This window comes from Wolbachia endosymbiont of Rhagoletis cerasi (assembly GCF_018454475.1).
Lineage (GTDB): Bacteria > Pseudomonadota > Alphaproteobacteria > Rickettsiales > Anaplasmataceae > Wolbachia > Wolbachia pipientis.
The window spans coordinates 64,343-89,393 of the sequence record NZ_JADCNC010000016.1 but is presented as its reverse complement, the minus strand read 5'-3'; the positions used below and the strand labels follow the sequence as shown (position 1 = coordinate 89,393).

The 25,051-nt window shown below is 35.1% G+C and carries 23 protein-coding genes and 1 tRNA gene; 9 read left to right on the top strand and 15 right to left on the bottom strand.

Annotated features, from left to right (window positions below; all coding sequences use genetic code 11):
- Positions 1-825: 825 nt before the first annotated feature.
- The 3 genes from mnmA to INQ25_RS06115 all read right to left on the bottom strand — a co-directional run bounded on the left by mnmA (position 826) and on the right by INQ25_RS06115 (position 4,703).
- A complete protein-coding gene (mnmA, locus tag INQ25_RS06125) occupies positions 826-1,938 on the bottom strand; it encodes a tRNA 2-thiouridine(34) synthase MnmA (protein WP_213863319.1) in 1,113 nt (370 codons plus the stop codon).
- Positions 1,939-2,181: 243 nt separating this feature from the next.
- Complete coding sequence (locus INQ25_RS06120; RefSeq protein ID WP_007548791.1) at positions 2,182-3,258, bottom strand: rod shape-determining protein; 1,077 nt, start codon at positions 3,256-3,258, stop codon at positions 2,182-2,184.
- A 23-nt stretch (positions 3,259-3,281) separates the two neighbouring features.
- The gene (locus tag INQ25_RS06115; protein WP_213863318.1) at positions 3,282-4,703 is read right to left on the bottom strand and encodes a gluzincin family metallopeptidase; all 1,422 of its coding nucleotides are present in this window, start codon (positions 4,701-4,703) and stop codon (positions 3,282-3,284) included.
- Between the two features lie 275 nt (positions 4,704-4,978).
- Here INQ25_RS06115 and INQ25_RS06110 point away from each other — a divergent pair, with 275 nt between their 5' ends.
- From INQ25_RS06110 to INQ25_RS06095, 4 genes are all read left to right on the top strand, one after another.
- Positions 4,979-5,458, top strand: a complete 480-nt coding sequence (locus tag INQ25_RS06110) for an OmpA family protein (RefSeq protein WP_010081889.1) — start codon at positions 4,979-4,981, stop codon at positions 5,456-5,458.
- A gap of 169 nt (positions 5,459-5,627) precedes the next feature.
- The gene (tilS, locus tag INQ25_RS06105; RefSeq protein WP_213863317.1) at positions 5,628-6,923 is read left to right on the top strand and encodes a tRNA lysidine(34) synthetase TilS; all 1,296 of its coding nucleotides are present in this window, start codon (positions 5,628-5,630) and stop codon (positions 6,921-6,923) included.
- A gap of 12 nt (positions 6,924-6,935) precedes the next feature.
- Complete coding sequence (gene ftsH / locus INQ25_RS06100) at positions 6,936-8,774, top strand: ATP-dependent zinc metalloprotease FtsH (RefSeq protein ID WP_012673393.1); 1,839 nt, start codon at positions 6,936-6,938, stop codon at positions 8,772-8,774.
- Positions 8,775-8,928: 154 nt separating this feature from the next.
- Positions 8,929-9,597, top strand: coding sequence for a hypothetical protein (locus INQ25_RS06095; RefSeq protein ID WP_010081999.1), 669 nt, complete (start codon positions 8,929-8,931; stop codon positions 9,595-9,597).
- On the opposite strand, the gene tmk is transcribed toward INQ25_RS06095, so the two are convergent.
- A complete protein-coding gene (tmk, locus tag INQ25_RS06090; protein WP_010081998.1) occupies positions 9,590-10,180 on the bottom strand; it encodes a dTMP kinase in 591 nt (196 codons plus the stop codon). The genes INQ25_RS06095 and tmk overlap by 8 nt on opposite strands.
- A 108-nt stretch (positions 10,181-10,288) precedes the next feature.
- On the opposite strand from tmk, the gene INQ25_RS06085 reads away from it, so the two are divergent.
- The gene (locus tag INQ25_RS06085) at positions 10,289-10,861 is read left to right on the top strand and encodes a thioredoxin family protein (RefSeq protein WP_213863316.1); all 573 of its coding nucleotides are present in this window, start codon (positions 10,289-10,291) and stop codon (positions 10,859-10,861) included.
- A 5-nt stretch (positions 10,862-10,866) separates the two neighbouring features.
- Positions 10,867-12,585, top strand: a complete 1,719-nt coding sequence (locus INQ25_RS06080; RefSeq protein WP_182319809.1) for a monovalent cation:proton antiporter-2 (CPA2) family protein — start codon at positions 10,867-10,869, stop codon at positions 12,583-12,585.
- A 30-nt stretch (positions 12,586-12,615) separates the two neighbouring features.
- Here the strand turns inward: INQ25_RS06080 and INQ25_RS06075 are convergent, their stop codons facing one another.
- From INQ25_RS06075 to INQ25_RS06060, 4 genes are read right to left on the bottom strand one after another with little or no spacing between them, the layout of a single operon-like run.
- Positions 12,616-13,233 carry an SURF1 family protein gene (locus INQ25_RS06075; RefSeq protein WP_213863315.1) on the bottom strand — a complete coding sequence of 206 codons (618 nt, stop codon included), beginning with the start codon at positions 13,231-13,233 and terminating at the stop codon, positions 12,616-12,618.
- A gap of 1 nt (position 13,234) precedes the next feature.
- Positions 13,235-13,711: a bacterioferritin gene (gene bfr / locus INQ25_RS06070; protein WP_213863314.1), complete on the bottom strand. Its 477-nt coding sequence runs from the start codon at positions 13,709-13,711 to the stop codon at positions 13,235-13,237.
- Positions 13,712-13,770: 59 nt separating this feature from the next.
- Entirely contained in the window at positions 13,771-14,259 is a 489-nt protein-coding gene (locus INQ25_RS06065; RefSeq protein WP_213863313.1) for an RDD family protein, read from the bottom strand.
- Entirely contained in the window at positions 14,259-14,897 is a 639-nt protein-coding gene (locus tag INQ25_RS06060) for an HAD family hydrolase (protein WP_213863312.1), read from the bottom strand. Before INQ25_RS06060 ends, INQ25_RS06065 begins: the two co-directional genes overlap by 1 nt.
- Before the next feature lie 167 nt (positions 14,898-15,064).
- Between INQ25_RS06060 and INQ25_RS06055 the strand changes: the two genes are divergently transcribed.
- The gene (locus INQ25_RS06055; RefSeq protein ID WP_213863311.1) at positions 15,065-15,898 is read left to right on the top strand and encodes a hypothetical protein; all 834 of its coding nucleotides are present in this window, start codon (positions 15,065-15,067) and stop codon (positions 15,896-15,898) included.
- A gap of 189 nt (positions 15,899-16,087) precedes the next feature.
- Here INQ25_RS06055 and INQ25_RS06695 read toward each other — a convergent pair whose 3' ends face one another.
- Complete coding sequence (locus INQ25_RS06695; protein ID WP_255511221.1) at positions 16,088-16,213, bottom strand: hypothetical protein; 126 nt, start codon at positions 16,211-16,213, stop codon at positions 16,088-16,090.
- A gap of 545 nt (positions 16,214-16,758) precedes the next feature.
- Between INQ25_RS06695 and INQ25_RS06050 the strand changes: the two genes are divergently transcribed.
- Positions 16,759-17,289, top strand: a complete 531-nt coding sequence (locus INQ25_RS06050; RefSeq protein ID WP_213863310.1) for a phospholipase D family nuclease — start codon at positions 16,759-16,761, stop codon at positions 17,287-17,289.
- A gap of 109 nt (positions 17,290-17,398) precedes the next feature.
- On the top strand, positions 17,399-17,941 hold the full coding sequence (locus INQ25_RS06045) for a hypothetical protein (RefSeq protein ID WP_006279913.1): 543 nt from the start codon (positions 17,399-17,401) through the stop codon (positions 17,939-17,941).
- 338 nt (positions 17,942-18,279) lie between these two features.
- Here INQ25_RS06045 and rnc read toward each other — a convergent pair whose 3' ends face one another.
- From rnc to INQ25_RS06010, 6 genes are all read right to left on the bottom strand, one after another.
- On the bottom strand, positions 18,280-18,978 hold the full coding sequence (rnc, locus tag INQ25_RS06035; RefSeq protein WP_213863309.1) for a ribonuclease III: 699 nt from the start codon (positions 18,976-18,978) through the stop codon (positions 18,280-18,282).
- 90 nt (positions 18,979-19,068) lie between these two features.
- On the bottom strand, positions 19,069-20,127 hold the full coding sequence (locus INQ25_RS06030; RefSeq protein WP_213863308.1) for a quinone-dependent dihydroorotate dehydrogenase: 1,059 nt from the start codon (positions 20,125-20,127) through the stop codon (positions 19,069-19,071).
- A 121-nt stretch (positions 20,128-20,248) separates the two neighbouring features.
- Positions 20,249-20,320: transfer RNA gene (locus INQ25_RS06025), tRNA-Cys, on the bottom strand.
- 5 nt (positions 20,321-20,325) lie between these two features.
- The gene (locus tag INQ25_RS06020) at positions 20,326-21,222 is read right to left on the bottom strand and encodes a class I fructose-bisphosphate aldolase (RefSeq protein WP_213863339.1); all 897 of its coding nucleotides are present in this window, start codon (positions 21,220-21,222) and stop codon (positions 20,326-20,328) included.
- Positions 21,223-21,286: 64 nt separating this feature from the next.
- On the bottom strand, positions 21,287-23,593 hold the full coding sequence (locus INQ25_RS06015; RefSeq protein WP_213863307.1) for an AAA family ATPase: 2,307 nt from the start codon (positions 23,591-23,593) through the stop codon (positions 21,287-21,289).
- Positions 23,594-23,804: 211 nt separating this feature from the next.
- Positions 23,805-25,031, bottom strand: a complete 1,227-nt coding sequence (locus INQ25_RS06010; RefSeq protein ID WP_038199603.1) for a DEAD/DEAH box helicase — start codon at positions 25,029-25,031, stop codon at positions 23,805-23,807.
- Positions 25,032-25,051: the final 20 nt, after the last annotated feature.

Here is a 25,051-nt window from a genome sequence, read left to right as displayed (position 1 = left end):
AAGAGATCCCGCTAACACGCAGCGGGATACTATCTACACCGTCATACCGCGATTCATTCGCGGTATCTCTCAACATAGATCCCGCTAACACGTAGCGGGATGACAAGGCTTATCGTCATGCCACCGCGAACCGTCATACCGCCGCAGCGCTAACAAGAGATTCCGCTAACACGCAGCGGGATGACGAGACTTATCTTTATGCCGCCGCGAACCGTCATACCGCGATTCATTCGCGGTATCTCTCAGCCACTAACAAGAGATCCCGCTAGCGGGATGACGGTTGTCGTTTAGCCATAAATATTTAAGAAATTTACCAAATGAAAAAAAAGGCAAAAGAAGCCCTGGGGTTATTATCTGCTTTAAAATATTGGCGTTTTTTATGTTTTAAACGCTTGACAAGCAAGATTTAGCTGCTTTTAATTGCAACTAACCTATACTGCAAACGTTTAAGAAATTTACTAAGCAGAAAAAAAGACAAAGAATCCCCGAGTTAGCTAGTCTTTTACTATCTCTGTCGAGTATTGGCATTTTTTGATGTCTTGTAACGCTTTGTAAGCGCGTTCAGCTTATTTAGATAAAAATCTAGATGTAGATGAAGTTTTGTAAAGACATACAGTATCTATATACTGCAAAAAATTAAACATAAGACGCCGATACATTAAGTAATCCTTACCTTTTAATCTGCAGATTGGCGAAAGCAAATACAATAGCTTCAGTTTCATGATAAGGGCGCTGGCGGAGTTTGTCAAGGAAGTTTTTTCGTTTCTGTTATATGGTTATGCAAGAAGTCTATTGTACGTTTACACTCTGCATTAGAGCCTTTAGTTAAGAGCATATCCATCCTCCACCGATAACTTGCTCATCTTTATACGCTACACAGGCTTGACCTGGACTGATGCCAAAGTAATCGTCGTTTAAAATGACACAGGCTTTATTTTTTTCGTCAGTTGAATGTATTGTTGCTAAACTTCCCGCATGTGATGATCTCAGCTTCACAGTTACTTCCATACCTTCCTTTGGTTGTTCTAACCAATTTAACTCTTTGATCAATATTTTTTTTTGCATTAATGCGTTGATCGGACCTACTATAACCTCATTATTCTCTGTATTAATTTTTATCACATAAAGAGGTTCATTGTGTGCGATACCCAAGCCCTTTCTTTGCCCCACTGTAAAATTTACTATGCCACTGTGCTCGCCTAGCACTTTTCCATTAACATCCACTATTTTACCTTTCTGTACAGATTGTGGAGCTAATTTAGCTATTGTTTTACTATAGCTTTCGGAAACAAAGCATATATCTTGACTGTCTGGCTTTTCAGAAATTTGTAAGCTGAAATATTCTGCTAATTTTCTTATATCACTTTTATAGAACCCACCTAGTGGAAATCGCAAAAGCTTTAACTGCTCCTCAGTAGTTGCAAACAAAAAATAACTTTGATCTTTACTTTTATCAATGCTTCTACACAACTTTACCTCACCATTTTTTTCTAACCTTCTCACGTAATGTCCTGTTACGAGCACATCCGCACCAAGATTTTTTGTAACTTGCAATAGATCACGAAATTTTACCGTTTGGTTACATCTCACGCATGGTATGGGAGTTTCCCCACGCATATAGGTACTCGCAAAATCCTCTATTACTTCCTTTTTGAATATTTCCTCATAGTTTAAAATATAGTGAGGAAAGCCAACACTTTCAGCTACACGCTTAGCGTCATAAATATCCTGTCCAGCGCAGCATGCACCCTTTCTTGCGTTAGCATTGCCATCAGTGCCATATAGCTGAAGAGTTACACCTATCACCTGGTACCCAAGGTTATGTAGCAGTGCTGCAGCAACCGAGCTATCAACTCCCCCGGACATTGCAACAATAGCCTTGGTCTGGTGCGGAGCTTTATCTTTTAGCAGAGGTTCAATTTCAAATTCTTTTAGCATGGTTATCCGAGTTTATTAATATAGCTAGCACAGCCCTACGTCATACCGCCGCGGCGCTAACAAGTAGCGGAATGACAAGTTTTACGCTTATCAAATTGCAGGTAAATCTATTACTCTAGCTATAGATATTGTACAGAACAATATGAAAATTGAAAGAGTTAGTGCAACTTATGCACGATTTCACAATAAGAAATATTTCTTGAGAACCTTAAAATTGAAAAATTTCAACAACCAAAATCGTGATCAATCTTGCTTGAATAAAACATGGCCAAAATAATCCATGTTTTCAAGCACTTTTCCGCTACCCAGAGCAACACAACAAAGTGGGTCATCTGCAACACGAACCGGTAATTTTGTTGTTTCACTGATAACTTTACCTAGATTACGTAATAATCCACCACCACCGGATAAAACTATTCCTCTATCGACTATATCAGAAGAAAGTTCAGGTGGAGTGCTCTCCAGCGCAGTCTTAATAGCAGAAATTATCTGATGTACAGGCTCTATTAAACTCTCTGCAACTTGGTATTCTGATAAAAGCATTTCTTTTGGCATGCCACTCACTAAATCCCTGCCCTTAATTATCATTCCCTCTTTGTTATTTTCACCTGGCAGACTGGCTGAACCTATGCTTTTCTTAATTTTCTCAGCGGTTGTTTCACCGATTAATAACTTATGATTTTCACGAATATATGATTTTATTGCTTCATCCATAATATCGCCACCTACTCTGGCAGAACGTGAATAAACAATTCCACCTAAAGAAATAATTGCAACTTCAGTTGTACCGCCTCCTATATCAACAATCATAGAACCCTCAGGTTCAGTAACCGGGAGCCCAGCTCCGATTGCTGCAGCCATTGGTTCTTCAATTAAAAATACTTCATTTGCACCAGCACTTTCTGCTGCATCTTGTATAGCACGCCTTTCAACTGGCGTGGATCCAGATGGAACGCATATGATAATATTAGGTTTATTAACAGTGAATTTTGTGTTTGCACTGCGTATGAAATATTTTAGCATTTCTTCCGCACTTTTAAAATCAGCAATAACTCCATCCTTTAAGGGCCTTATCGCCTCTATTTCTCCAGGCGTTTTCCCAAGCATCATTTTAGCTTTTTTACCAAAAGCATAAGGAACGTAACTTCCTTTTTCTTTTATTCTTGCTACAACTGAAGGCTCATCAAGCACTATTCCCTGATTTTTCTGATAAACTAAAGTGTTTGCAGTACCAAGGTCTATAGCAATATCGCTAGCAAACAAACCTTTGAAAGTAAAAAGGCTATAAAACTTTCCGGTTAATTTTCGAACAAAATTCATACATAACTCAAGAAAACCATTTATTAAGACAAATTATACTTTTCAGATAAGTAGTAAGTAACACACTCAACGTCTAAACCCTTACCTGTTACTTTTTTTAGCAGTTCCAGGCCACACTTTGCACTGTATATATTTTGAGATAACCAACTGATAAGTAAACTAAAATCTCCTTTTATTATAGCACTTAATGATTCGTAATGATTCTTTTTAACGCAAGAGAAAATCTGCACAGCAGCAATTAAAGCAATAATTTTTATAGGAAAGTAGCCCATAACACCGCTTGCCCAATATTCATCTTGAAAATAAGTGTTTAGCTCATTTTCAGCTTTTACTGGAATTTTATAGTGCTTCATACCTTCCAGCCACGCATCATGCAGATCTTTGACTTCCAATGTACCATTTATTATATCTTGTTCTAACCTAGTTCTCAACATAATATGAGCTAACAGACTAAATTCATCTGCATTTTTTAAAAAAGAAGAAAGGTTTATTTCATTGAAAATCAAGTACAAATTTTCAACACTGCTAACTTTCTCGTTAGTTTTGCCTTTTATAGCAAATTTCTCTTTTATGTGTGGTTGAATAAACCCAATAAATTCTCTGGATGTTCCAATCATCCTTTCCATGAATAACCCTTGAGTTTCATACATAACATGTCTCGTAATTGGACTACTTATAGAATTTTGCGCTAAACATTTTTGATAAATTGCATAACCACTATGCCGTAAAAGTGAAAATAAACCATAACAAAAATCAGATTCATCATAATCTATAGGGTAGTAATAAGAAGTACGAATCTCATTTAGTGCAATACCCATTTGCTGTAAACATAATGAGCCAAGTTCAATCTGTTTCTGAGTAGCAACTTTTTGTATATTAGTAACCTTATCCTTTTTCTGCTTTTCAATTATTTTATCTACATTTTCGCTAAAAAATTTGCCTACCTTGGGGAATACTTCCCTTATATTCTTTTCTGTGATATCAGAGTCATAGTCAGCAAGCAGTGAGTCGTATTTTGAGCATTTTAATTGCTGCGATTTTATAGAAGCTACTTCGCGAATGAGTGTGATTAAATCAGTAAAACGTTCTTTTAGTTTTTCTAAGTTACTGGTTTCAGAATGAGATAGCTTCCATAAATTTTGGCATTCAACCTTAGCTTTGGATAAAGACTTTACTAAATCAATAGGAATAGCACTGTTGCTTTTATGTATTCTCTCTATTAACTTTAGCTGCTGAGTATTTGCACTTTTTTTGTTACCAAGAGCATCTGCTAATGATTCCTTTATTGCGTCATGAGAGATAATTTCATGTCTGATTTCTTCTAGAAGACTCATTTGTTCAACTTTGTCCTCTATATTCAATTGGCTTTGGTTTAGTACTTTTAGCGTATTTTCGATATTCTTTACCCTATATAATACTTCCTCTAAAAACTTATAAGATTGCATATTTGTTCATTATTTTAGAAAACATCTGTTTAATACCGTAATAGATTAATAATAAAGTTAAAAGTATATTTGCTTAAAGTACAATAAAAAATTGTACTTTTTATTCTTTTATTGGATTTTTCTACTCAGAGTCCAGCATATTATAGGAAAATTAATTGTAAGGTTGTAGAAAAAGTATTTAGTATTTTATTTCTCTTGACTATATTACAATATGGAGAGATATTAGCTACTGAAATTAAAGTTACGCACTATTTAAAATTTATGGAGGTTTAGTAATGTGGAGTAGACTGGTTATAATGTGCTGTTTTTGTTTATTACTTACTGGTGTAAGTTCTTGCCCAAAAAAAGGAGCAAATACAACAAATAAAATAAATTCTGTTGTTAAGCAGATAGGTGATAAAAGAGTTTTCTTTGGTTATGATGAATCTAGTATTGCTGAAGTAAGTGCAGATGCATTACTTGACGTAATGGAGGTGTTACAAGATAACCCTGACGCGAAGGTTACTTTAACTGGTCACACTGACAACCGTGGTTCTCATGAATATAATCTTGCGCTAGGCGCTAGAAGGGCAGATGCAGCTAAAAAATTTATGGTTAGTTGTACACCCTACATAGAAAACAGAATAAAAACTGCTTCTAAGGGTGAAACTGAGCCTTTGGTTAATGTAAAAGATGATTCTAGAAATTCTAAGTATGAAAAAGAGCATGCTAAAAATCGTAGAGTGGAATTTTCATTTTCTGGAATAAAGAAATAGATTAAAACCTGGATCCCAGTGTCAAGCACTGGGATGACATAAAGAAAGGGCACTGGGGTGGACAAAAAAGGACAAACTTGTCATATTTCGTTGCTTGTTAGCGGGATCTATATATACCACAAATAAGTCGCTGTATGACGTAGAGACTATCTGGCCATCAAGAGGCATAATGGAATTAGAGTTATTATTTCAAAATGTGGTTAATAGTTTTGCTTTCTATAATAATCAAGTTGCAGTTGCAGTATCAGGTGGTGTAGATAGTATAGTCTTACTGCACTTAATGAATAACTGGGCAAAAAAAAACAAGCTTCCACTTCCTATAGCATTAACAGTAAATCATGGGTTACGTTCAGAGTCTCAAAAAGAAGCTGATTTTGTTATAAGTTATGCAAAAGAACTTGGAGCAAAGGAATCGTTCATATTAAATTGGGAGAAGCAAAATATTAAAGGCAATATTCAGTTACAGGCACGAAAAGCACGGTATAAGTTACTAGCAGAGTGGTGTAAAAATAATAATGTAAAATATTTACTTGTTGCTCATCACAAAGATGATCAAGCAGAAACGTTCTTGTTAAGATTAGAGCGAGGTAGTGGCGTAGATGGATTATCATCAATGGACTACAAGTCTTTCCTAAATGGTATTTATATATTTAGGCCATTGTTAAATTTTAGTCGTAGTGAAATAGAAAAGTACGCTAAGCTTCACCAGTTAAAATGGATCGAAGATAGAAGCAACTATGACTTAAAATACAGGCGAACTTTATACCGTAACTTACTTAAAGCAAGTGATAATCAAGAGATTTTAACAGAGCGAATATGCCTCACAGCCCTTCATATGAAAAGAGCTGCAAAAGCGTTGATGCACTACACACGCCTTGCGTTTAATGACTGCGTTAATGTGCATGATCTTGGTTATATTGAAATTAAACTAAGTGAATTTTATCAATTGCCAGAGGAAATAGCCTTGAGGCTTCTTCTTTACTCTATAATGGCAATTGCCAGTAAACATTATAAACCAAGGTACAACAGCCTTATCGTAATATTTAATAAAATATTGCAAAAGGATAGTAATGTTAACTGTACACTTTCTGGGTGTAAAATAAGAAAACATGGAGAAAATATCTTAATAATTAGAGAATCGTCAAGGATACAAGAAATTACCGTAAACCTACCTTTAAATGAACCTACTCAATGGGATAACAGATTTAGCTGCACAATACTCGGAAATCAAGGGTGTTCAGTTATCATCGCTCCATTAAAAAAAACACAAAAAGTTCCTGAATTTCTGAAGGATTACAACTGCTGCCCTGAAGTTTTCTACTCTTTGCCTACAGTACAAAAAGATGGAAAGGTGCTTGCTTATCCTGATGTAAATTATAACGGAAAAAATACCAATGACGATAAGGTTCAATGCATTATTAATAGCACGATAAAACAAAATTTGGTAAGCTTGATTAGTATTTAGTTAGAAATAGAAATGAAAAAATTTTTAGAAGGCTTATTGATCTGGTTAGTAATTATTGTTCTTATTTCAGTTGCTTATATTCAGTTCAGCGGAAATGTAGGTAAAAGTAAAACAATTATACCTTTTTCGGAATTTTTAACTAGACTAGAAGACAATGATGTAGAAAATATTGTCATAAAAAACCAGAGCATTGAAGGCAAGTTCAGAGATGGTTCAAGTTTCAATTCAAGCGGTGTCATATATAGCGACCTAATAAAAAATTTACATGATAGAAAAGTGAGATTCTCCTTTTCAACTGGAGATTCTGCCATGAACGTAATTGGTGGATTACTTATCTCATGGGTCCCAACATTTATCTTTATTGGCTTCTTGCTATTCTTTCTTAAACAAACACAAGCGGGGGGCAACAGAACTATAAGCTTTGGCAAGTCAAGGGCTAGACTCATGACTAGTGGAAAAAAAGTAACATTTGATGATGTTGCCGGAATTGATGAAGCAAAAGAAGAGCTAGTAGAGATCGTTGATTTTCTTAAACAAAGGCAAAAATTTCAAATATTAGGTGGAAAAATACCAAAAGGGTGCCTTTTGATTGGCTCTCCTGGAACTGGTAAAACTTTACTTGCTCGTGCAATTGCAGGAGAAGCTAATGTGCCATTCTTTAGTATTTCTGGATCTGATTTTGTTGAAATGTTTGTGGGTGTTGGTGCAAGTCGTGTTCGTGATATGTTTGATCAAGGCAAGAAAAATGCTCCTTGTATAATTTTTATAGATGAAATAGATGCGGTGGGTAGACATCGTGGCATTGGTCTTGGTGGCGGCAATGATGAAAGAGAACAAACATTAAATCAGTTATTAGTTGAGATGGATGGCTTTGAGTCTAATGAAGGTGTAATAATAATTGCTGCGACTAACCGTCCGGATGTCTTAGATCCAGCACTGCTTAGACCTGGTCGTTTTGACCGACAGATTACTATTTCTTTACCCGATATAAATGGGCGTGAAAAGATATTAAATACTCATATAAAGAAAATATCAATAGCACCAGATGTAAACGTGAAAACAGTTGCAAGAGGAACACCAGGTTTTTCAGGGGCTGATCTAGCAAATTTGGTGAATGAATCTGCACTTATCGCTGCAAGAAGAAACAAGAAGATTGTTACCATGGATGATTTCGAATATGCACGTGATAAAGTGATGATGGGCGTAGAAAGGCGATCTCTCATTATGACAGAAGAGGAAAAGAGACTGACTGCATACCATGAAGCTGGTCATGCGATGATTGCTGTTAATATGCCTGCTTCTGATCCTATACACAAGGCAACAATTATTCCACGCGGTAGGGCACTCGGTTTAGTTATGAGACTACCAGAAACAGATAGAGTGTCCCTCACAAGAGAAAAGATGCTAGCAGATATAACTGTTGCAATGGGTGGAAGAGTGGCAGAAGAGCTAATTTTTGGCTACGATAAAGTCACAAGCGGTGCATCTTCGGATATAAAACAAGCATCTGATTTATCACGCGCTATGGTAACAAAATGGGGAATGAGTGACAAAATAGGCCCGATCTATCACAATCGCGAACAAACCATACATGGTTCTGAGATAATTTCTGAAGATACGTTAAAACTTATAGATGAAGAAGTGAAGAAAGTTGTATCTTCTTGCTATGAAAAAGCAAAAGACATTTTGACCAAGCATAAGAAAGGCTTAGATCTCATTGCCGAAAATCTACTGGAGTTTGAAACTTTAACAGGAGATGAAATAAAGGACATATTAAATGGAAAAAAAATTGTTAGAGAGGAAAATGAGAAGAATGAGAAAATAAAAAAATCCTCTCTCTATGAGAGTTGACCTCATCTTAAAAATGCTAATCAGCTAACGCTGCAATAAAACATTCAGAATTGTAACTGTCAATATAAATTGTATTAAAATATTCATAATATTGCATTTTCATCACAATAATGCTATCATTCAGTTAGTATTAATGTTTAATGAGGTGTGAGTAATGATTGATATAGCTTCTATTGGTGTAAGTACAGTTATTGATCAGAATTATAGAAGAAAAGCACAATTATGTTTATCAGGATTATTTGTAACTGTGTCAATAGCAACTGTTACCTGGTTTATTTTCCCTGCGTCACAAAATGTATTAGCTCCGTTTTTACTTCCGGCTATGTTCTTGCTCTTCACTTTATCGATGGGTTATTACATGTTCATATTTAGTTGTGAAGAAAAATCTTTGGTAAAGAATGTTCTTGGTATGGTTGAACCGGCTGAATCGGTAAAGAGAGTGCATTGCCAAGAAAATATTAAGTCCTTATTAGCAGAAGTGAGAAGTACTACGAAAGATAGGTTTCGTAACGTGCTTGTTAATCTTTGTTTTGAAGATCGTAGTAAAGCACACAAACTTGCATTATATGTGAAAGAAATTGACGATATTGTGTCTTCAATAAAAAATAAAGACCTCTTAGACCATTTTGATCAATTTTTTACTATTACTGAAGTAAGCAATAAAAAAAATAGAAGTGAATTAATGAACCTCGCAAGGGCATATAAGATGATAAGTGAAGAAGATCCAGACAAAATACAGGATTTTTTAGCTACTCAAACAAAAAGTTATTCATATGAAATAATGTTACCTGAAATTGATAATTTTCTATCACAAGCTAGGTGATTTTATCAATAATTTCATTGTGTACGTGATTATCATTTTTTGTTTCAATTCCAGTGATAACACTGCACCTAACGGGCTCTTTTATGGCTATTTCCTGAAATCCTTTTCTGACCTTATTGTAAAAATTAACATCCATTTCTTCATATTTATTCTTGTCTTTTGCTCTATTTAACCCAACTTTAACATCAATATCTAGAATGAATGTAATATCTGGATATTTAATTTCCACTAGCTTATGTAAGTCCCTTATTAGCCCTAAGTCAACTCCAAACCCATATCCTTGATATGCAATAGTTGAATCAATAAACCGATCACAAATCACTATTTTTCCTTCTGCAAGAGCTGGTAATATTAATTTTTTCATATGTTCGCGCCTCATCGAGATAAGTAGCAAGAGTTCAGAAATAGAATCAATATTATTCGTTAACAATACTCCTCTTACCTTCTCTGCAAAGTTAGTGCCACCTGGTTCTCGAGTCAATACCACATTATTTTCGCCGCGAATTTGCTTAAAATGATTTGCAAGTAGCTTAGATTGTGTTGTTTTACCAGAGCCGTCTATTCCTTCGAAAGTTATGAACATAAGTTTTATAATTATAATACTAAAAAAGAATATGCAAACAGTATACATAGAAACCGTTTGACATTTAAATAATAAGACCGTAAATTACATGTGGTATAATAATAGTCTATGGTTGCTCTGAATACTCCTAAAGTCGATTTTAGTTTTACTGCAAAAGATTTTAATCTTTTGGGAGTAGACAATAAATATTATGCATTAAGTGACTGTTGTGGAAAAAATGGTCTTATTATAATGTTTATATGCAATCACTGTCCTTACGTTCAGTCAATTATTAGCAATCTGGTAAGCGATGTTGATCAATTGAAAAAAGATTATCAGGTAAACACCATTGCAATAATGCCAAATGATGTAAATGAATATCCAGAAGATTCCTTTGAAAATATGATTAATTTTGCCAAGGAAAATAAGTTTACATTTCCATATTTAATTGATAGTACACAGAAAATAGCTAAAGAATACGGGGCTGTTTGCACTCCTGACTTTTTTGGCTTTAATTCCAATTTAAACCTTTGCTATCGTGGACGTTTTAACGACGCAAAAAAAGAAAAGGTTCAAAGCTATGAAGTAGGAAGTAGTGACTTATTTCAAGCTATGAAATTTATTGCAGAAACTGGTAATTCTCCAATTGACCAAAAATCAAGTATTGGCTGCTCAATTAAATGGTCTAATTCTACAGGTTAAATATCATGCACAGTGGCTCTCAGCATTTGTTTGATATTATAATTTTGCTTTCTGCTGCTGTGTTTATAGTCATAGCATTTTGGAAAATGAATATTAGTCCAGTGCTTGGTTACTTCGTTGCAGGTGCAGTTATTGGTTCTCACGGATTTAATCTGATACACTCAGCTGAAGCAATGGATAATCTTGCAGAATTTGGTGTAGTTTTTCTATTATTCATTATAGGCCTTGAATTGACATTTGAACGCCTGATCGCTATGCGTATTCATGTATTTGGGTTCGGTTCTCTTCAAGTTATAGTTACCATGGTAGCAATATGGTGCATCGCTCTTGCTTTCGGAGTGAATACGAATATAGCAACAGTTATTGGTGGTGGGCTTGCGCTATCCTCAACAGCAATAGTGTTGCAGGTTCTGCAAGAAAAAGGTTCTCAAGCAAGTCAGGTTGGTAGATTGTCGATAGCAGTGCTATTAATGCAAGATTTTGCAGTGGTACCATTAATAGTGTTGGTACCTTTACTTGCTGGCAATTCTGAGCACAGCCTGATAAGCTCATTGGCAGGTTCATTGGTGCAAGCAGCTATTGCATTAGTGCTGATATTTATAACTGGTAGATTATTGCTTAGACCTTTATTTTCGGTTATTGCTAAAATGGAAAGTAATGAGGTCTTTATATCAACAACGCTTTTAATAGTATTAGGAGCAGCATTTATTACTGAGCAATTTCATTTATCGTTGGCATTAGGTGCATTTGTCGCTGGATTGTTAGTTGCAGAAACAGAATATAGACACTCAGTAGAACACGCGGTATTGCCATTTAAAGATTTGTTTCTTGGCTTATTTTTCATGACTGTTGGTATGTCCATCAATACCGAACTTTTACTCAATAAGTTACCACTAATTACTTTATTATCGATTATCCTTATCGTTTTAAAAACATCTATCATATATATATTGTGTAGATTTTTTGGGTTTAAGAGTGCACCTGCTATACAAGCTGGGTTACTGCTTTCACAAGGCGGTGAATTTGCGTTTATTTTATTTCGCTTAGCAGATGAGCTAAATGTGCTACCAAGTGAAATCGCTCAAGTACTTATGATGGTAACTACAGTAACCATGGCTTTCACTCCTCTTTTATCGGGGCTTGGAGATTGGATAGCAAACTCATTTAGCACTGAGAAAACAATATTAGATGATGAAGCTGTTGAAACAGATACACAAGATCTCTATAACCATGTAATAGTTGCTGGATTTGGTAGAGTGGGATATATGGTAACAAAAATGCTTACTGCAGAGCATTTAAGTTACGTTGTTGTAGATATTCAATCGAAAATAGTCAAAGAAGGAAAAAGTGATAGTTTTCCTATATATCTTGGAGATGTTACAAGATGTGAAATTTTAAAATCAGTAGGAATAGAAAGAGCTCAAGCTCTCGTTATTTCAATAAAGAATGAAGTTACTATAAAAAAAGTTGTTTCTTTAGTTGCTGCAAATTTTCCGCATGTAAATATTGTAATACGCTTACCAGATCTGAGTAATGTGGAGGTTTATAGAGATCTAGGAGCTAGTAAAATTATTCCTGAAACATCTGAGATAGGATTGCAGCTAGGTGGAGCTGCACTGAGCCTTAGTGGTATTAGCGAAAGTGGAGTTACGTCTTTAAAAAGTAGATTCAGAAAAGGCAATTATAGTATGTTAAAAGACCTTGGTAGTGATAAAGATGAATAACTACTTCTCTAATTTTATGTACAGAAAGCTTCAAGCTTTATTGAGGTTTTGCCTATAGTAAATTACGCACATAATCAACCAAATTAAGGAAAGTGCAAACCAAGTGATTGCATATTCCAAATGCTTCATTGGCTGTATAGCTACTTTGCTGCCAAAATTGTTCGGCCACAATACACACTTCTCTAGCTTAATACCTAACTCATTGGAAATTTCTTCTGTACTCAGGGTAAACCATGTATTCGAAGCAGTATCGTTCTTGATAAACCAATTTTTACTTTTATTGCTATCGCAATATAAAATTCCATCTGCAACTACTTTTTCAATTTTTACTTTTTTCTCCTTTTTTTCTCCGACTATTCCTTTATTCACCAACATGTAACGTCCAGTGGTGAGCAACATAGGAGACAGCACGTGATAGCCGTGTTGCCCTGCAAAAACATATAGTTCTATGTCACTTAGAATCCCATCAATCTTGACATGCCTATAGTTAAATTTTTCAAGGTCGTTATTGGGCAATAGATGAACCACTGGAAGACTCATACTTTTAATAATATTATTCTTCCAGTTCAATCTGAATATTTGCCATAACCCTAATAAAAAAAGAAGTGAGCAAGGTATAATTAAAATAAATACTATTTTTTTTAACACTCTATATTTGTGTTCTTAAATAGTTTTCAACACCCATTAGTTCAATAAGGTCAATCTGTTTCTCAATCCAATGGAAGTGCTCTTCTTCATTTTTTAACATCTCTTCTAATAACATTACACTAACAAAATCCTTTTCTTTCTCAGCGATAGAAATCGTTTCTTTGATATCCTTAATACCTTTTCCCTCTAATTTCAAATTAGCTTCTAAGATTTTCCGTATTGTGTCTTTTGTAAACTTTCCATCATGCTTTGATATTTCATTTGTATCTTGAAAATTTGGTACACCTTTAAGCAACAAAATCCTTTCTGCCAACTTGTTTGCATGTTCAAGTTCTTCGTTAAGCTCATTTTTTACCTTTTCTGCAAATCTATTAATTCCATTGTTTTTGAGAACCGCAAAATGTAAAAGATACTGGCGTACAGAAGTCAGCTCATTGGTCAATAATTTATTCAAATGTTTTACTATCTCTTCATTCATAATCTTCCCTTAGTTCAATTCATCAGCATAATTTATATGATAACGATAGTTATAGCAACTCATTTAATATTTCCTTTGATAACAACCGTATTAAATAGCATGTCGTGGTATGTCTGTTTTTTCTTAGAGAAGCAAGCAACTAGATACCAGCAGAGAGTGAGCAGCACCGTTAATATAGTGAGTAGCACTATTAATATATCGAAAGCGTTTATTAACACGTCCTGTTCTTGGAAAAGCTCGATGAGGATAACTATTATGTTATATAATAGAGAAAGAAAAAACTGAGAAATGCTTCTATCAAATGCTAAACTCAAATCTATTTTAGAACCGTCCAAGCTTATGGTATGTATGTTCATTAATTGCTGACCAGGAGTTGCTTGGACTTTTGAAGATATAAAATATGTGAAGTAACTGCAATCTATACACATAGATGAAATTAACGGAAAATTCTTTAACAATAGTCTGATTAATAAGTTTGGAATTAATAAAATTGCTCTATCTATCAAATATGCGCAAAAGCGCCTTTTTATGCTGGCAATCTCTGTCATTACCTATCTTCTAAATACTTTATTATAAAATCTGTAAGTTTATCAAAATGTTGAAAACATAACAAATCTTCATAACCGCTTATTGATTGACCGTATATAATAGGTAAACAATTGGCATTTTGTGCACACAGAACATCTGTGATGCTATCACCAACGAAAAACACATTTTCTCTATTTATAGGCAACGTACTCTCTTCTAGTGCAAATAGCAGTGGGGTTGCAGATGGTTTATCTTCCGCGGTATCGCATGACCCAACCACTCTTTCAAAGTAAGAATCCAGTTTAAAATAGGTAACTTCTTCACGTAAATTAGTATTTTTCTTATTACTTACTATTGCTAGATAAACATTGTGGCTTTTCAGTGTCTGCAACATTTCCTCTACTCCTTGATTCAAAGCAATGTTTTGCAATAGTGCATCATCTAAATATTGTTGATATATCTGATTTGCTTTTTTCCACTGATCGCCAAATAAATTGACCATATAGCTCTTTCTCGACTCATGGGAATTTCTATCAGCAGCTTTATTACTATACCCCATTGAGTTTATGGTATGCTTAATAGCATTAAAAATATTATCTTGAGTGTCAACTAAGGTATTATCCCAATCGAATACTACTGCTAATGAGCTATCTTTCATCTCTTATATAATTATACATTTTAACTTAATAAGTAAATAGCATTTTAATGAAAAAGATATAAATAGGACGCCCTTGATAAACACTTTTTACCACAAGTTATGTTAACTGTTTTTTATATAATTAGCTAATATACTGGTTATATGATATGTTTTAATAGGTAACAGGTATGGCCCAGACATCTAAAGAAAGTGTTGAAAAAAAGTTTAAAGATGTTTTTGAACGTTCTCCAGGTGCTTTTCCAGAAGGTACCTCATTAGAAGAGAAGGTTAATTATATCGCAAAAGGAACAGAGGCTCTAAAAGCTGTGAAAAGTAAGGAGCTTGAGAACAAAATGAAAAACGTTGCAGAATTGAGTCAGAAATTTGAAAGTCAAAAAGGACGTGCAGATGAAAAAGTACGTCAAGATTTTGAAAGAATTGCTGAGCTTGACCAACAATATAAAGGGAAGGGCATCTTCACAAGTGAAAAAGTTGCAGAATTAAAAAATGACAAAAAATTTCAAGAAGCAGCTAACACTCTTAGAGAAACTACAACAGAAGGTAAAAGTGTTGAACAGAGTGGACAAAAAAAGACTTCTGAGGCTTCTGTACAAACAGATACACAGCCATCAGAGCACATCGTTAGTCCCTCAGTGAGCAAGAGTTCTGTAAAAGAGAAGCTCAACACTGAGCCGGACAAAAAAGATACCACGCCTCAACCACAAGAAAATCAAAAAGAAGAAGGGTTTTTGAGTCTTCTGAAGCGCTTTGTTAAGAAAATATTAGAAAAACTTTTAGGTGAGGATGAAAAGAGTGTGGAAAATGCTCGTGGCATAAAAGAAGATGCTCAAAGAGATACGTCAAATAACGAAGAGCAACAAAAGAGTAAGCAGCTTGATGAAATTTTAAAGGACAAAAGTGTAAGCGAGGGTTTGAAGCAGGCAACAAAGCTTGAGAACCCGGCAATAACGCCTGTTAATACTCCTAAAGTGAATGAAGTAAACACGGGTCGTGAAAGGTGATCCGCTTTCAAGCTTCATTATACCGCCGCGAACCGTCATACCGCCGCGGTATCTCTAGATCCCGCTAACACGTAGCGGGATGACGGTTGTCAGGGTGTCATCCCAGTGTCCCTATGATGTCATCCCAGTGCCCTGACTACTTGGATCTAGCAAGCTTTGCTTGCAAATAAGTCTAATACGCGTCGCGTTTTATGCCAAAACACAATTGGAGTTACATGCAAAATAGATCCCAGTGTCAGCTACTCGGATGACAAAAAAAGGAGCACTGGGATGACACCATTTGTTGTATTTAACAAAGTTCGTACTTAGCTTCATGTTAGCTATAAACATTAAGAAATTTACCAAGCGAAAAAAAGGCAAAAGAAGCCCCAGCTAATATCTATTTTAGAACATTGGCGTTTTTTAAGTCTTAAACACTGCAATTTAGCTGCTTTTAAATGCAACTCACCTTAGTTTAAATGTTTAAGAAATTTACTAAGCAGAAAAAAAGGCAAAAGAAACCCCGTGTTAGCTAGTTGTCACTCCCTAATCCTGCAAATTGGCGTACTATACTGTCTTAAACGACTTATAAGCGCGTTTCAGCTTGTGTAGGTAAAAACCTAGAAATATTGTGAAGACATAAGATGCACATAGTGCAAAAAATTAAAAATAAGACGCCAACTACGTTGTTTTCTTGCTGTTTAATCTGCACAGATGAAGATAACTGAATACCTTCAGTTTCATGATAAGGGGGCTGGCGGAGTTTGTCAAGTAAGTTTTTTCGTTTCTAACGGTTGTTGCCAAAAACTATGCAAGAAGTCTATTGACAGGTGATTAAATTATAATGTAGCCTATCGCCGTATATCCGGGGGTGGGTTGTTGTGAGGCTTTTTCACTTTTTATTCTTGTTAATGTGTTTTTCTCTGTATTACTATGCGGGTTTTATATTTTCGCCCTGCCCAAAAGCTACGGTTTGCTTTTCACCTGGAGAAGATTGTGCTGTACCGATAATCAACGTAATAGATCAGTCTAAAAAATCTATCTTAGTTCAAGAATATACATTTACTCTTGGAACAGTTGCAAAATCTTTGATTAATGCTAAAGAACGCGGTGTTGATGTTAAAGTCATCTTAGATAAATCGCAACTCTACTCAAAATATAGTGTTATAAATGAATTATTTTCAGGTGGAGTACCAATTTGGATCGATGATAAGCCAAAGATTGCTCATAATAAGATAATGATTGTTGACAATCAAAAAGTCATCACAGGGTCATTTAACCTTAGTAAGACAGCTAAAAAAGGAAATGCTGAAAATTTATTAATTATTACAGATTATCCTGAATTGATTCAGCAGTATGTGAAAAACTGGAAGGCACGAATGTCACAATCTTACAAATACGCTCCCAACTAATCGAGAGCGCTTGCTCAAAATCAGTTTTAAAAACAGCAAGGGAGAGCTTTTTTGATTGATTGGCATAATGATTATGATATAATGAACTAAAAATTTAAGGAATAAAGTAATGGATTATATAAATGATGCTGCTGGTAGCTACACTGCTATTCATGATTTTTTTCAAAACAACGGTGTTGGAGATTACAAAGTTCAATGCAATTATGGTGGGGTGCCGTATGCTACTGATGAGTACGTGCATTCTGGCGATAAATTTTGGAGTAATAATTTCATAGACTCACATTTTGGCAGGGAAATAAAAATGTATCCTCAAAGTGAACTTTTAGCTAAAGAATATGCTGGAAATACGTTGCCAGTTTCAATATCACTAGATAAGGATTTAATAAAAATGAAGGAATGTCAGAAAAAAACGAAATTTGTGGAACTAGAAAGGGAGTCAGGTGATTTAGTGCATGATAAGCAAAAGTATGTAAAGTGTTACACAACAAAGCTATCATATGATGATGTACATATTTACAATAACGATAAAGTTTCAACATTTAGCATAAAATACGACGTGCCAAATGATCCGAAATACAGTTTAAATATAACATTTACAAAGGTTAATGATAATAAACCAGGATTTTGGCAGAAATTTAAAAATATGTTTTAACGTGACCATTCACTGGTTTTTACTCAATCAACCAACAACAGTTAATATCAAATTTTTATAATTAAAAAATATGCTATTTTTTAAAACTTTCATTCTCCTTAACTCTGTCAACTTCACAAAACAACTCTTGGACCAAATGTATCTGGCATAACACCTTTTGGTAACTTGCTACTTCTTTTTTTCCGCATCTCCGACAACAGCCATTGATATTCCACTACATAAGGCTTGATTTTTGGTAGATCAACTTTTTTATGAATAATACTATGTTTCTCCTTAAATTGACCATTTCCCCTAAACGCTATTAGCTTCCTTAAAACTTACATTAATGCCTATTTTGCCTAAACTGAAGCGCCTTTTCCAATTTTTTCTAGCATCAACTCAGCAGCTTTTTGTTCAGCAATCTTTTTACTAGAAGCGCATGCAGAAACTTTACCATAATCTTCTATGCAAACTGATATAGTAAATTCAGGATTGTGCGCTGGTCCAGTTTGTTTTACAAGCTCATACTCTGGTAAAGGCAATTTGTTTTTCTGAGTCCACTCTTGCAGTGAGGTTTTAGGATCTTGAGGGGGGTCAAGCATGCTTTTAGCTAGTTTTTCCCAATATTTGGTAATAAATCTTTCAACATTTTCAAGTCCGCCATCAATATAAATTGCACCTATTAGTGCTTCAAGCGAGTTTTCTAAATTTTTTAGATTACATCTTCCTCCATTGCAGCGTTCACTATTATTCATGATGATAAAGCTGCCTAATTTTATTTCTTTAGCAACATTAGCAATGGTGTTGCCACAAACTAAATCCGTTTTTCTCTTTGCCAATGCTCCTTCTTTTTCTTCAGGAAATAGTTTAAACAGTATGGCAGATACGACCATATTCAAAACACTATCGCCCAAAAACTCTAGTCTTTCGTAGCTTACAATCTGGTTTTTGCTATTCCTTTTATTTACGCTTGGGTGAGTTAGTGCCTCTTCTAATATTGCATAATTTGTAAATTTATAATCAATGATCTTAGATATTGTATCATTCAAACTCTCCATACCCATTATTTAAAAGAAAAGCACTTTCTACCACCTTTATACCAGAGAATTAGTTTTATTTTATTAAAATAATATCACCAACTTCCAAAATTAATGTATACAACCCACCACCTCACTAATGTTACTAAATCCATCTCTCCTTATTAGTTCTGCAAGTTCTAGATTAATTTTGTTTACAACTTGAGGTCCGTGGTATATGAGAGCAGTGTACAACTGCACCAAAGAAGCTCCTGCCTTTATTTTTTTATATGCATCAGCACCACTTGAGATTCCTCCGCACCCTATCAATAATATTTTGCCCTTAGTAAATTTGTACATATCGCCCAATAACTCGGTTGAAAGTTTAAACAGCGGTTTGCCACTCAACCCACCACTCTCATTATGGTGAGAATGCAGATTATCTCTACTTACCGTAGTGTTGCTTACTGTTAATCCGTCAATCTTATATTCCAACGCAAGCTCAGCGATATTTTCTTTCGTTTGCTGATCTACATCTGGTGAGATTTTTAATATTATTGGTATGGATTTAGAATTATCAATTGATTTCCGGATGGATTTCAACAATTCCGATAATTCTTGCTTATTGTGCAGATTGCGTAAATTAGGCGTGTTTGGGGATGAGATGTTCAGCACTATATAATTGCTCTTTCCATATACTATCTTTATTAAGTCAACATAATCGCTGATTTGGTCCTTTGATGTACTGTTTTTTCCTATGTTGATGCCAAAAATGCAGTCATCAAGCTTGGTTTCATCTATTTGTTTAAGAAAATAGTCTATTCCTTTATTGTTAAATCCCAATCTGTTAATTACCCCTTGATCTTTAATTAACCGAAAAATTCTTGGCTTTTTGTTTCCATATTGTGGATTACGAGTTACAGTACCAGTTTCAATAAACCCAAAACCAAATGAGAGCATAGGCCTTATAACTTCTGCATTCTTGTCAAAACCTGCAGCCAGGCCCACGGGGCTTCTGAGCTTATTACCAAAAAAATTCACACTCAAAGATTCTGGTAGCTCTATAGGATTCTTATAAGGTATTTTCTTTAATGCCATAATTGCCAAAGAGTGAGCAACTTCGGGCGGTAGTAAAAATAGTAAATTACGTTTGTAAAACACTTTGCTTATTTTTAGTTTATTTTTTACCATGAAACGCTATAAGAGTATAACCATAACTTGAAAAGAAATTGATTTTACTATGGACAAGCTTTCTCTATAGGTTACACACTTAAAGCTACTGTTAACTTTTACAAGATATAGAAAATGAAAGAGGCCGGGACCGGAATTGAACCGGTATAAAAGGATTTGCAGTCCTCCGCATAAGCCATTCTGCCACCCAGCCGTTTTTTATGTGTAGATATCCATTATATCTTTTAGCATAGATAAAGCTTCCTCCCTTTTGCGTTGAAAAGTGTTACGTCCAATGATTGAACCATTACCACCACCTTGCTTAATTTCTTTTGCCTCATTGCATATGTCATCTACTTCCTTCGATTCACCACCAGAAAAAACTACTATTCTTTTTCCTGCAAAACAAGATTTTTTAACATATTCAATTCTTTTAGATAATGATTCAATATTTTCTGTTTCTATTTTTTCTTTTTCCAAATATCTAGTTGGAAGTTTTACTTTGATTATATTAGCGCCAAGCAAAGCTGCCATGTGTGCAGCATAGGCAATAACATCAACTGCTGTTTCACCTTCTTTGGAAATCCCTTCACCGCGTGGATAAGACCATAGCACTACTGCAAGCCCGTAAGATTTGGCTTCAGCTATGATTCCACGGGCTTCCTCCATCATATCGAAACACTTAGCAGAACCAGGATATATAGTAAATCCGACAGCTAAGCAGCCCAAACGCAGCGCATCTTTCACAGAAGAGGTTATTGCCTGATCAGAGGTTAGATCCTTTGAATGTAAAGAGTTGGAACTATTAAGTTTCAAAATAAGTGGGAGCATTCCAGCATAAGTTGAAGCACCAGCTTCAATCATACCAAGTGGAGCAGCATATGCACTTACTCCCGAATCAACCGCAAGCTGAAAATGATAATGTGGATCATAAGCATCAGGATTAACTTCAAAACTTTTAATTGGACCATGCTCAAATCCTTGATCTACTGGCAGAATCACTAACTTGCCAGTGCCGCCAAGCTTTCCATGCATGAGAATACGAGTAAGATTTGCTTTTACCCCAGGGTTTTCACTTTCGTAGTAGCTTAGGACTTGTTTTACTTTATCACTTATCACTATAATTCAAATTGAATTTAAGTTATAGATTGTAACAAAGATGAAGTTCAATACAAGGATTTTAAACTATATCAAAAGCAATTTTATTTTCTACTTTATTCATATAGATTCTTAATTTCTTTCCTTTTATTAATTTACGATTCAGTATTTCTTCCGCTAAGTAACTTTTTATCTCTTTTTCAATAAGTCTCTCTATCGGACGTGCTCCCATTTCCTTACTATAACCCATTTGTACAAGATAAGATTTCACTTCATCCTCTACCAAGCAGTTTATGCCTTTTTGTGTCAGTTGCTTTTTCAGTTCTAGGACAAATTTATCCACAATATGCAAAATCACATCCGTACTTAAGTCGGAAAAAGAAATAATCGCATCAAGACGATTACGAAATTCAGGGCTAAAAACCTGTTCTATTGCTTTTTCGCTATCACCAATGTTAAAATTTTTATGCCCAAAGCCAACAAAACTTTTGCTGCGTTCAGCTGCTCCTGCATTAGTTGTCATAATTAAAATTATATTGGAAAAGTTAACTTTACGTCCGTAAGTGTCTGTAACACAACCATAATCCATAATTTGTAGCAATATATTATAGATATCGCTATGGGCCTTTTCAATTTCATCAAGCAGCACAACACTATATTGATTGTTAGATACAGACTCTGTGAGTAATCCACCTTGATCATAACCTACATATCCAGGAGGAGAACCAATCATCCTTGATATCGTATGAGATTCAATATATTCGGACATATCAAAGCGTATAAGATTCATGCCCATGCTTTCTGCTAATTGTTTTGCTAGCTCGGTTTTACCAACACCGGTTGGTCCTGCAAAAAGATAATTTGCTAAAGGCTTATTGTAATTTCTCAACCCAGATTTAGCAATTTTAATAGAACTAACAAGAGATTCTATTGCCTGCTCTTGGCCAAAAATCACCTTCTCTAGATTAGCTTTTAAAGACTTTACTTTCTGCAAATCATCAGATTCAGATCCGCAAGGCACATTTGTAATTCTAGTAATGGTATTCTTAATATCTCTACTATTTACAATTTTACCCCTGTTTCTTAGCAATTTACAATATGCCCCTGCTTCATCAATAACATCAACCGCTTTATCAGGTAATATTCGCCCAGTAATATACTTATGCGAAAGTTCAGCCGCAGACCTAACGGCATTTTTTGTATAATATACTCCATGATACCCTTCATAGTAGTGCTTTATACCATCTAGTATCTTTATCGTTTCATTAACAGAAGATTCTTTAACATTAATTTTTTGAAACCTTCTCGCTAGTGCTTTATCTTTTTCAAAACTAGCGCTGTATTCTCTATATGTGGTTGCACCTATACAACGCAGTGTACCTCTTGCAAGCGCAGGTTTGAGCAGATTACCGGCATCAAGAAAGCTACCACTTGTAGAACCTGCTCCAATGATAGTGTGTATTTCGTCAATAAAAAGGATAGCACCTGGTTTTGCCTCAATCGCTTTTATTATAGATTTTATTCTCTCTTCAAAATCACCTCTATAGCGTGTCCCTGCAAGGAGTGATCCTAAATCCAAAGCATAAATTATACTGGACCTGAGCACACTCGGAACACTGCCTTCAATGATCTTGAGTACCAAACCCTCAACTATTGTTGTTTTACCAACACCTGGGTCTCCAACATACAAAGGGTTGTTTTTTCTACGCCTCAATAATATTTCTATAGTGCGATTTAACTCATAATCACGACCAATAACATAATCTATTTTTTTGCTTCTTGCATAGTCATTTAAATTTTTACAATAACTTTGTAGAATTTCCTCATCTTTTAGTAGCTCACCTTTATTTACTGTAGTAGGAGCGTCATTATTTTTATCAAGTTTTACTTTATGATTGGTGGTGTATTCATCTATATCGCTCAAGTATTTCATATTAGATATATGGTAAATCAAATTGGAATCTTTCGCATTTTGTTTCTGCAATAGATTTTCAACGTATAAGTCTTGCCTAGACAAAATTTCTACTAGAACATTTGCTCCATTTATTTCTTTTTTTCCCAAGCTATGAGCCCGTATTATTGCTCTGTGTATTATGCATTGAAACATTGAGCTAGGTTTAACTCCACTGATAATCAATTCAGCACTGCTTTGTAAAAACCCTTTTATATTATTATTATAATCATTAGCCTTAATATTGCACCTTGATAGAATGTTATCCATATTTATGATTTCATCGGCTCTGATATTACATCTTGATAAAACGTAATTTACATCCACGTCTTTAGTTAACGCCAGCAATAAATGTTCTACCTTTGCATATTTAAGATTAAAATTAGAAGCAATGAGTAGCGCTCTATTCAAACTTGCCTCCAAATTTTTGGAAATCATCTCCTATTCTCTTTAAAAGTGGGAACTCATATATTCATATATAATGAATAGCACACAATTATTAAAAAAATTGAAATCTAGCAGTTCGCTGTAGCCAATTTGAATCCCACTCTGGATCTACGTCATAGCACCGCAATATCTCAGCATAGATTCCGCTAATGAGTAGCGGAATGACGAGTTTTACGCTTATCAAATTGTAGGTAAATCCTATTTAATACGCTTTTTCTAGTACTCTGCTTTTCTTCTTAAATGCATTGATCTTTTTTCTACCGTATTTAGTCTTTAACGTACTTGGCCTTTTAAAGACCTTTTTGCTGTTACGTTTTTTAAATTGCACACTACAATCAAAATTTAGCTCTCCTTCTTTGTCTGCCAGTGCAGGCAGTCTTCTCTTATCTTGAGGTGTAACAAAAGATAGCGCATACCCTTCAGCTCCAGCGCGTGCAGTTCTACCTATACGATGAATATAGTCAGCTTGCGATTGTGGTGCATCATAATTGATAACATGTTGAATGTGGGGAATATCAAGGCCGCGAGAAGCAACATCTGTTGCAACCATGATTTGATTACGGCCACGACGAAAAGAATTAATGACCCTTTCGCGCTTGTGCTGCCTTAAATCACCATGAATTGCTAAAGCGCTATAGTCATCTTTGTGCAATCTGTTAGCTAGCTGATCCGCTCCTCGCTTTGTTTTGACAAAGATAATGATTGATCCTTCGCGCTGACATAGTTGTGTAACAAGCTTTTCATATTTTTCTGATTCTGATGCATAAACAATTTCTTGCTTAATTTTTACAGAAGTTGTAACCTCACAATCAACAGAAATACGTTCTGGTCGATTAAGGTACTTCTCAGCAAGTTTTACTATATCTCCAGGAAGAGTTGCAGAAAACATAAGAGTTTGCCTTATTTTAGGCAAATGCTTCATAATTTCTTCAATCTGAACTCCAAAGCCCATATCAAACATACGATCCGTTTCATCAAGCACAAGAACGCTAACATTGCGAGTAATCAAAGTTTTACGCTCAATATGGTCTATAATACGACCAGGAGTACCTATTACAATTTGTGGTTTTTTCTGAAGCTGATTTAGCTGCCTAAAAATAGGCTCACCACCAATCAACAAAGCGACCCTTAGTGCAGAATTTTGAGATAAGAGTTTTCTTATCTCATTTGTTACCTGATGCGCAAGCTCTCTGGTTGGCACGATGACTAAAGCTGAACCAGTGTTAGGCTCATTCAGCAACTTAGCAACCAACGGAATAGCAAATGCTAAAGTTTTTCCAGTCCCCGTTTGAGCAGATCCGAGAATATCTTTACCTTGTAGCGCTAAGGGAATCGCTTGTATTTGAATCGGAGTTGGGACGAAAAGATTATTTTTATCTAGAGCTTGTCTAAGCGAAGCTGGGAGACCCATCTCATGAAAATTATTCACAATACGTTAATCCTGTTAAA

What these genes read in the sequence shown, in the direction of transcription:
- mnmA (WP_213863319.1), bottom strand. Translation starts at nt 1,938, where the DNA reads ATGCTAAAAGAATTTGAAATTGAACCTCTGCTAAAAGATAAAGCTCCG.
- INQ25_RS06120 (WP_007548791.1), bottom strand. Translation starts at nt 3,258, where the DNA reads ATGAATTTTGTTCGAAAATTAACCGGAAAGTTTTATAGCCTTTTTACT.
- INQ25_RS06115 (WP_213863318.1), bottom strand. Translation starts at nt 4,703, where the DNA reads ATGCAATCTTATAAGTTTTTAGAGGAAGTATTATATAGGGTAAAGAAT.
- INQ25_RS06110 (WP_010081889.1), top strand. Translation starts at nt 4,979, where the DNA reads ATGTGGAGTAGACTGGTTATAATGTGCTGTTTTTGTTTATTACTTACT.
- tilS (WP_213863317.1), top strand. Translation starts at nt 5,628, where the DNA reads ATGGAATTAGAGTTATTATTTCAAAATGTGGTTAATAGTTTTGCTTTC.
- ftsH (WP_012673393.1), top strand. Translation starts at nt 6,936, where the DNA reads ATGAAAAAATTTTTAGAAGGCTTATTGATCTGGTTAGTAATTATTGTT.
- INQ25_RS06095 (WP_010081999.1), top strand. Translation starts at nt 8,929, where the DNA reads ATGATTGATATAGCTTCTATTGGTGTAAGTACAGTTATTGATCAGAAT.
- tmk (WP_010081998.1), bottom strand. Translation starts at nt 10,180, where the DNA reads ATGTTCATAACTTTCGAAGGAATAGACGGCTCTGGTAAAACAACACAA.
- INQ25_RS06085 (WP_213863316.1), top strand. Translation starts at nt 10,289, where the DNA reads ATGGTTGCTCTGAATACTCCTAAAGTCGATTTTAGTTTTACTGCAAAA.
- INQ25_RS06080 (WP_182319809.1), top strand. Translation starts at nt 10,867, where the DNA reads ATGCACAGTGGCTCTCAGCATTTGTTTGATATTATAATTTTGCTTTCT.
- bfr (WP_213863314.1), bottom strand. Translation starts at nt 13,711, where the DNA reads ATGAATGAAGAGATAGTAAAACATTTGAATAAATTATTGACCAATGAG.
- INQ25_RS06065 (WP_213863313.1), bottom strand. Translation starts at nt 14,259, where the DNA reads ATGACAGAGATTGCCAGCATAAAAAGGCGCTTTTGCGCATATTTGATA.
- INQ25_RS06060 (WP_213863312.1), bottom strand. Translation starts at nt 14,897, where the DNA reads ATGAAAGATAGCTCATTAGCAGTAGTATTCGATTGGGATAATACCTTA.
- INQ25_RS06055 (WP_213863311.1), top strand. Translation starts at nt 15,065, where the DNA reads ATGGCCCAGACATCTAAAGAAAGTGTTGAAAAAAAGTTTAAAGATGTT.
- INQ25_RS06695 (WP_255511221.1), bottom strand. Translation starts at nt 16,213, where the DNA reads ATGAAGCTAAGTACGAACTTTGTTAAATACAACAAATGGTGTCATCCC.
- INQ25_RS06045 (WP_006279913.1), top strand. Translation starts at nt 17,399, where the DNA reads ATGGATTATATAAATGATGCTGCTGGTAGCTACACTGCTATTCATGAT.
- rnc (WP_213863309.1), bottom strand. Translation starts at nt 18,978, where the DNA reads ATGGAGAGTTTGAATGATACAATATCTAAGATCATTGATTATAAATTT.
- INQ25_RS06030 (WP_213863308.1), bottom strand. Translation starts at nt 20,127, where the DNA reads ATGGTAAAAAATAAACTAAAAATAAGCAAAGTGTTTTACAAACGTAAT.
- INQ25_RS06015 (WP_213863307.1), bottom strand. Translation starts at nt 23,593, where the DNA reads ATGATTTCCAAAAATTTGGAGGCAAGTTTGAATAGAGCGCTACTCATT.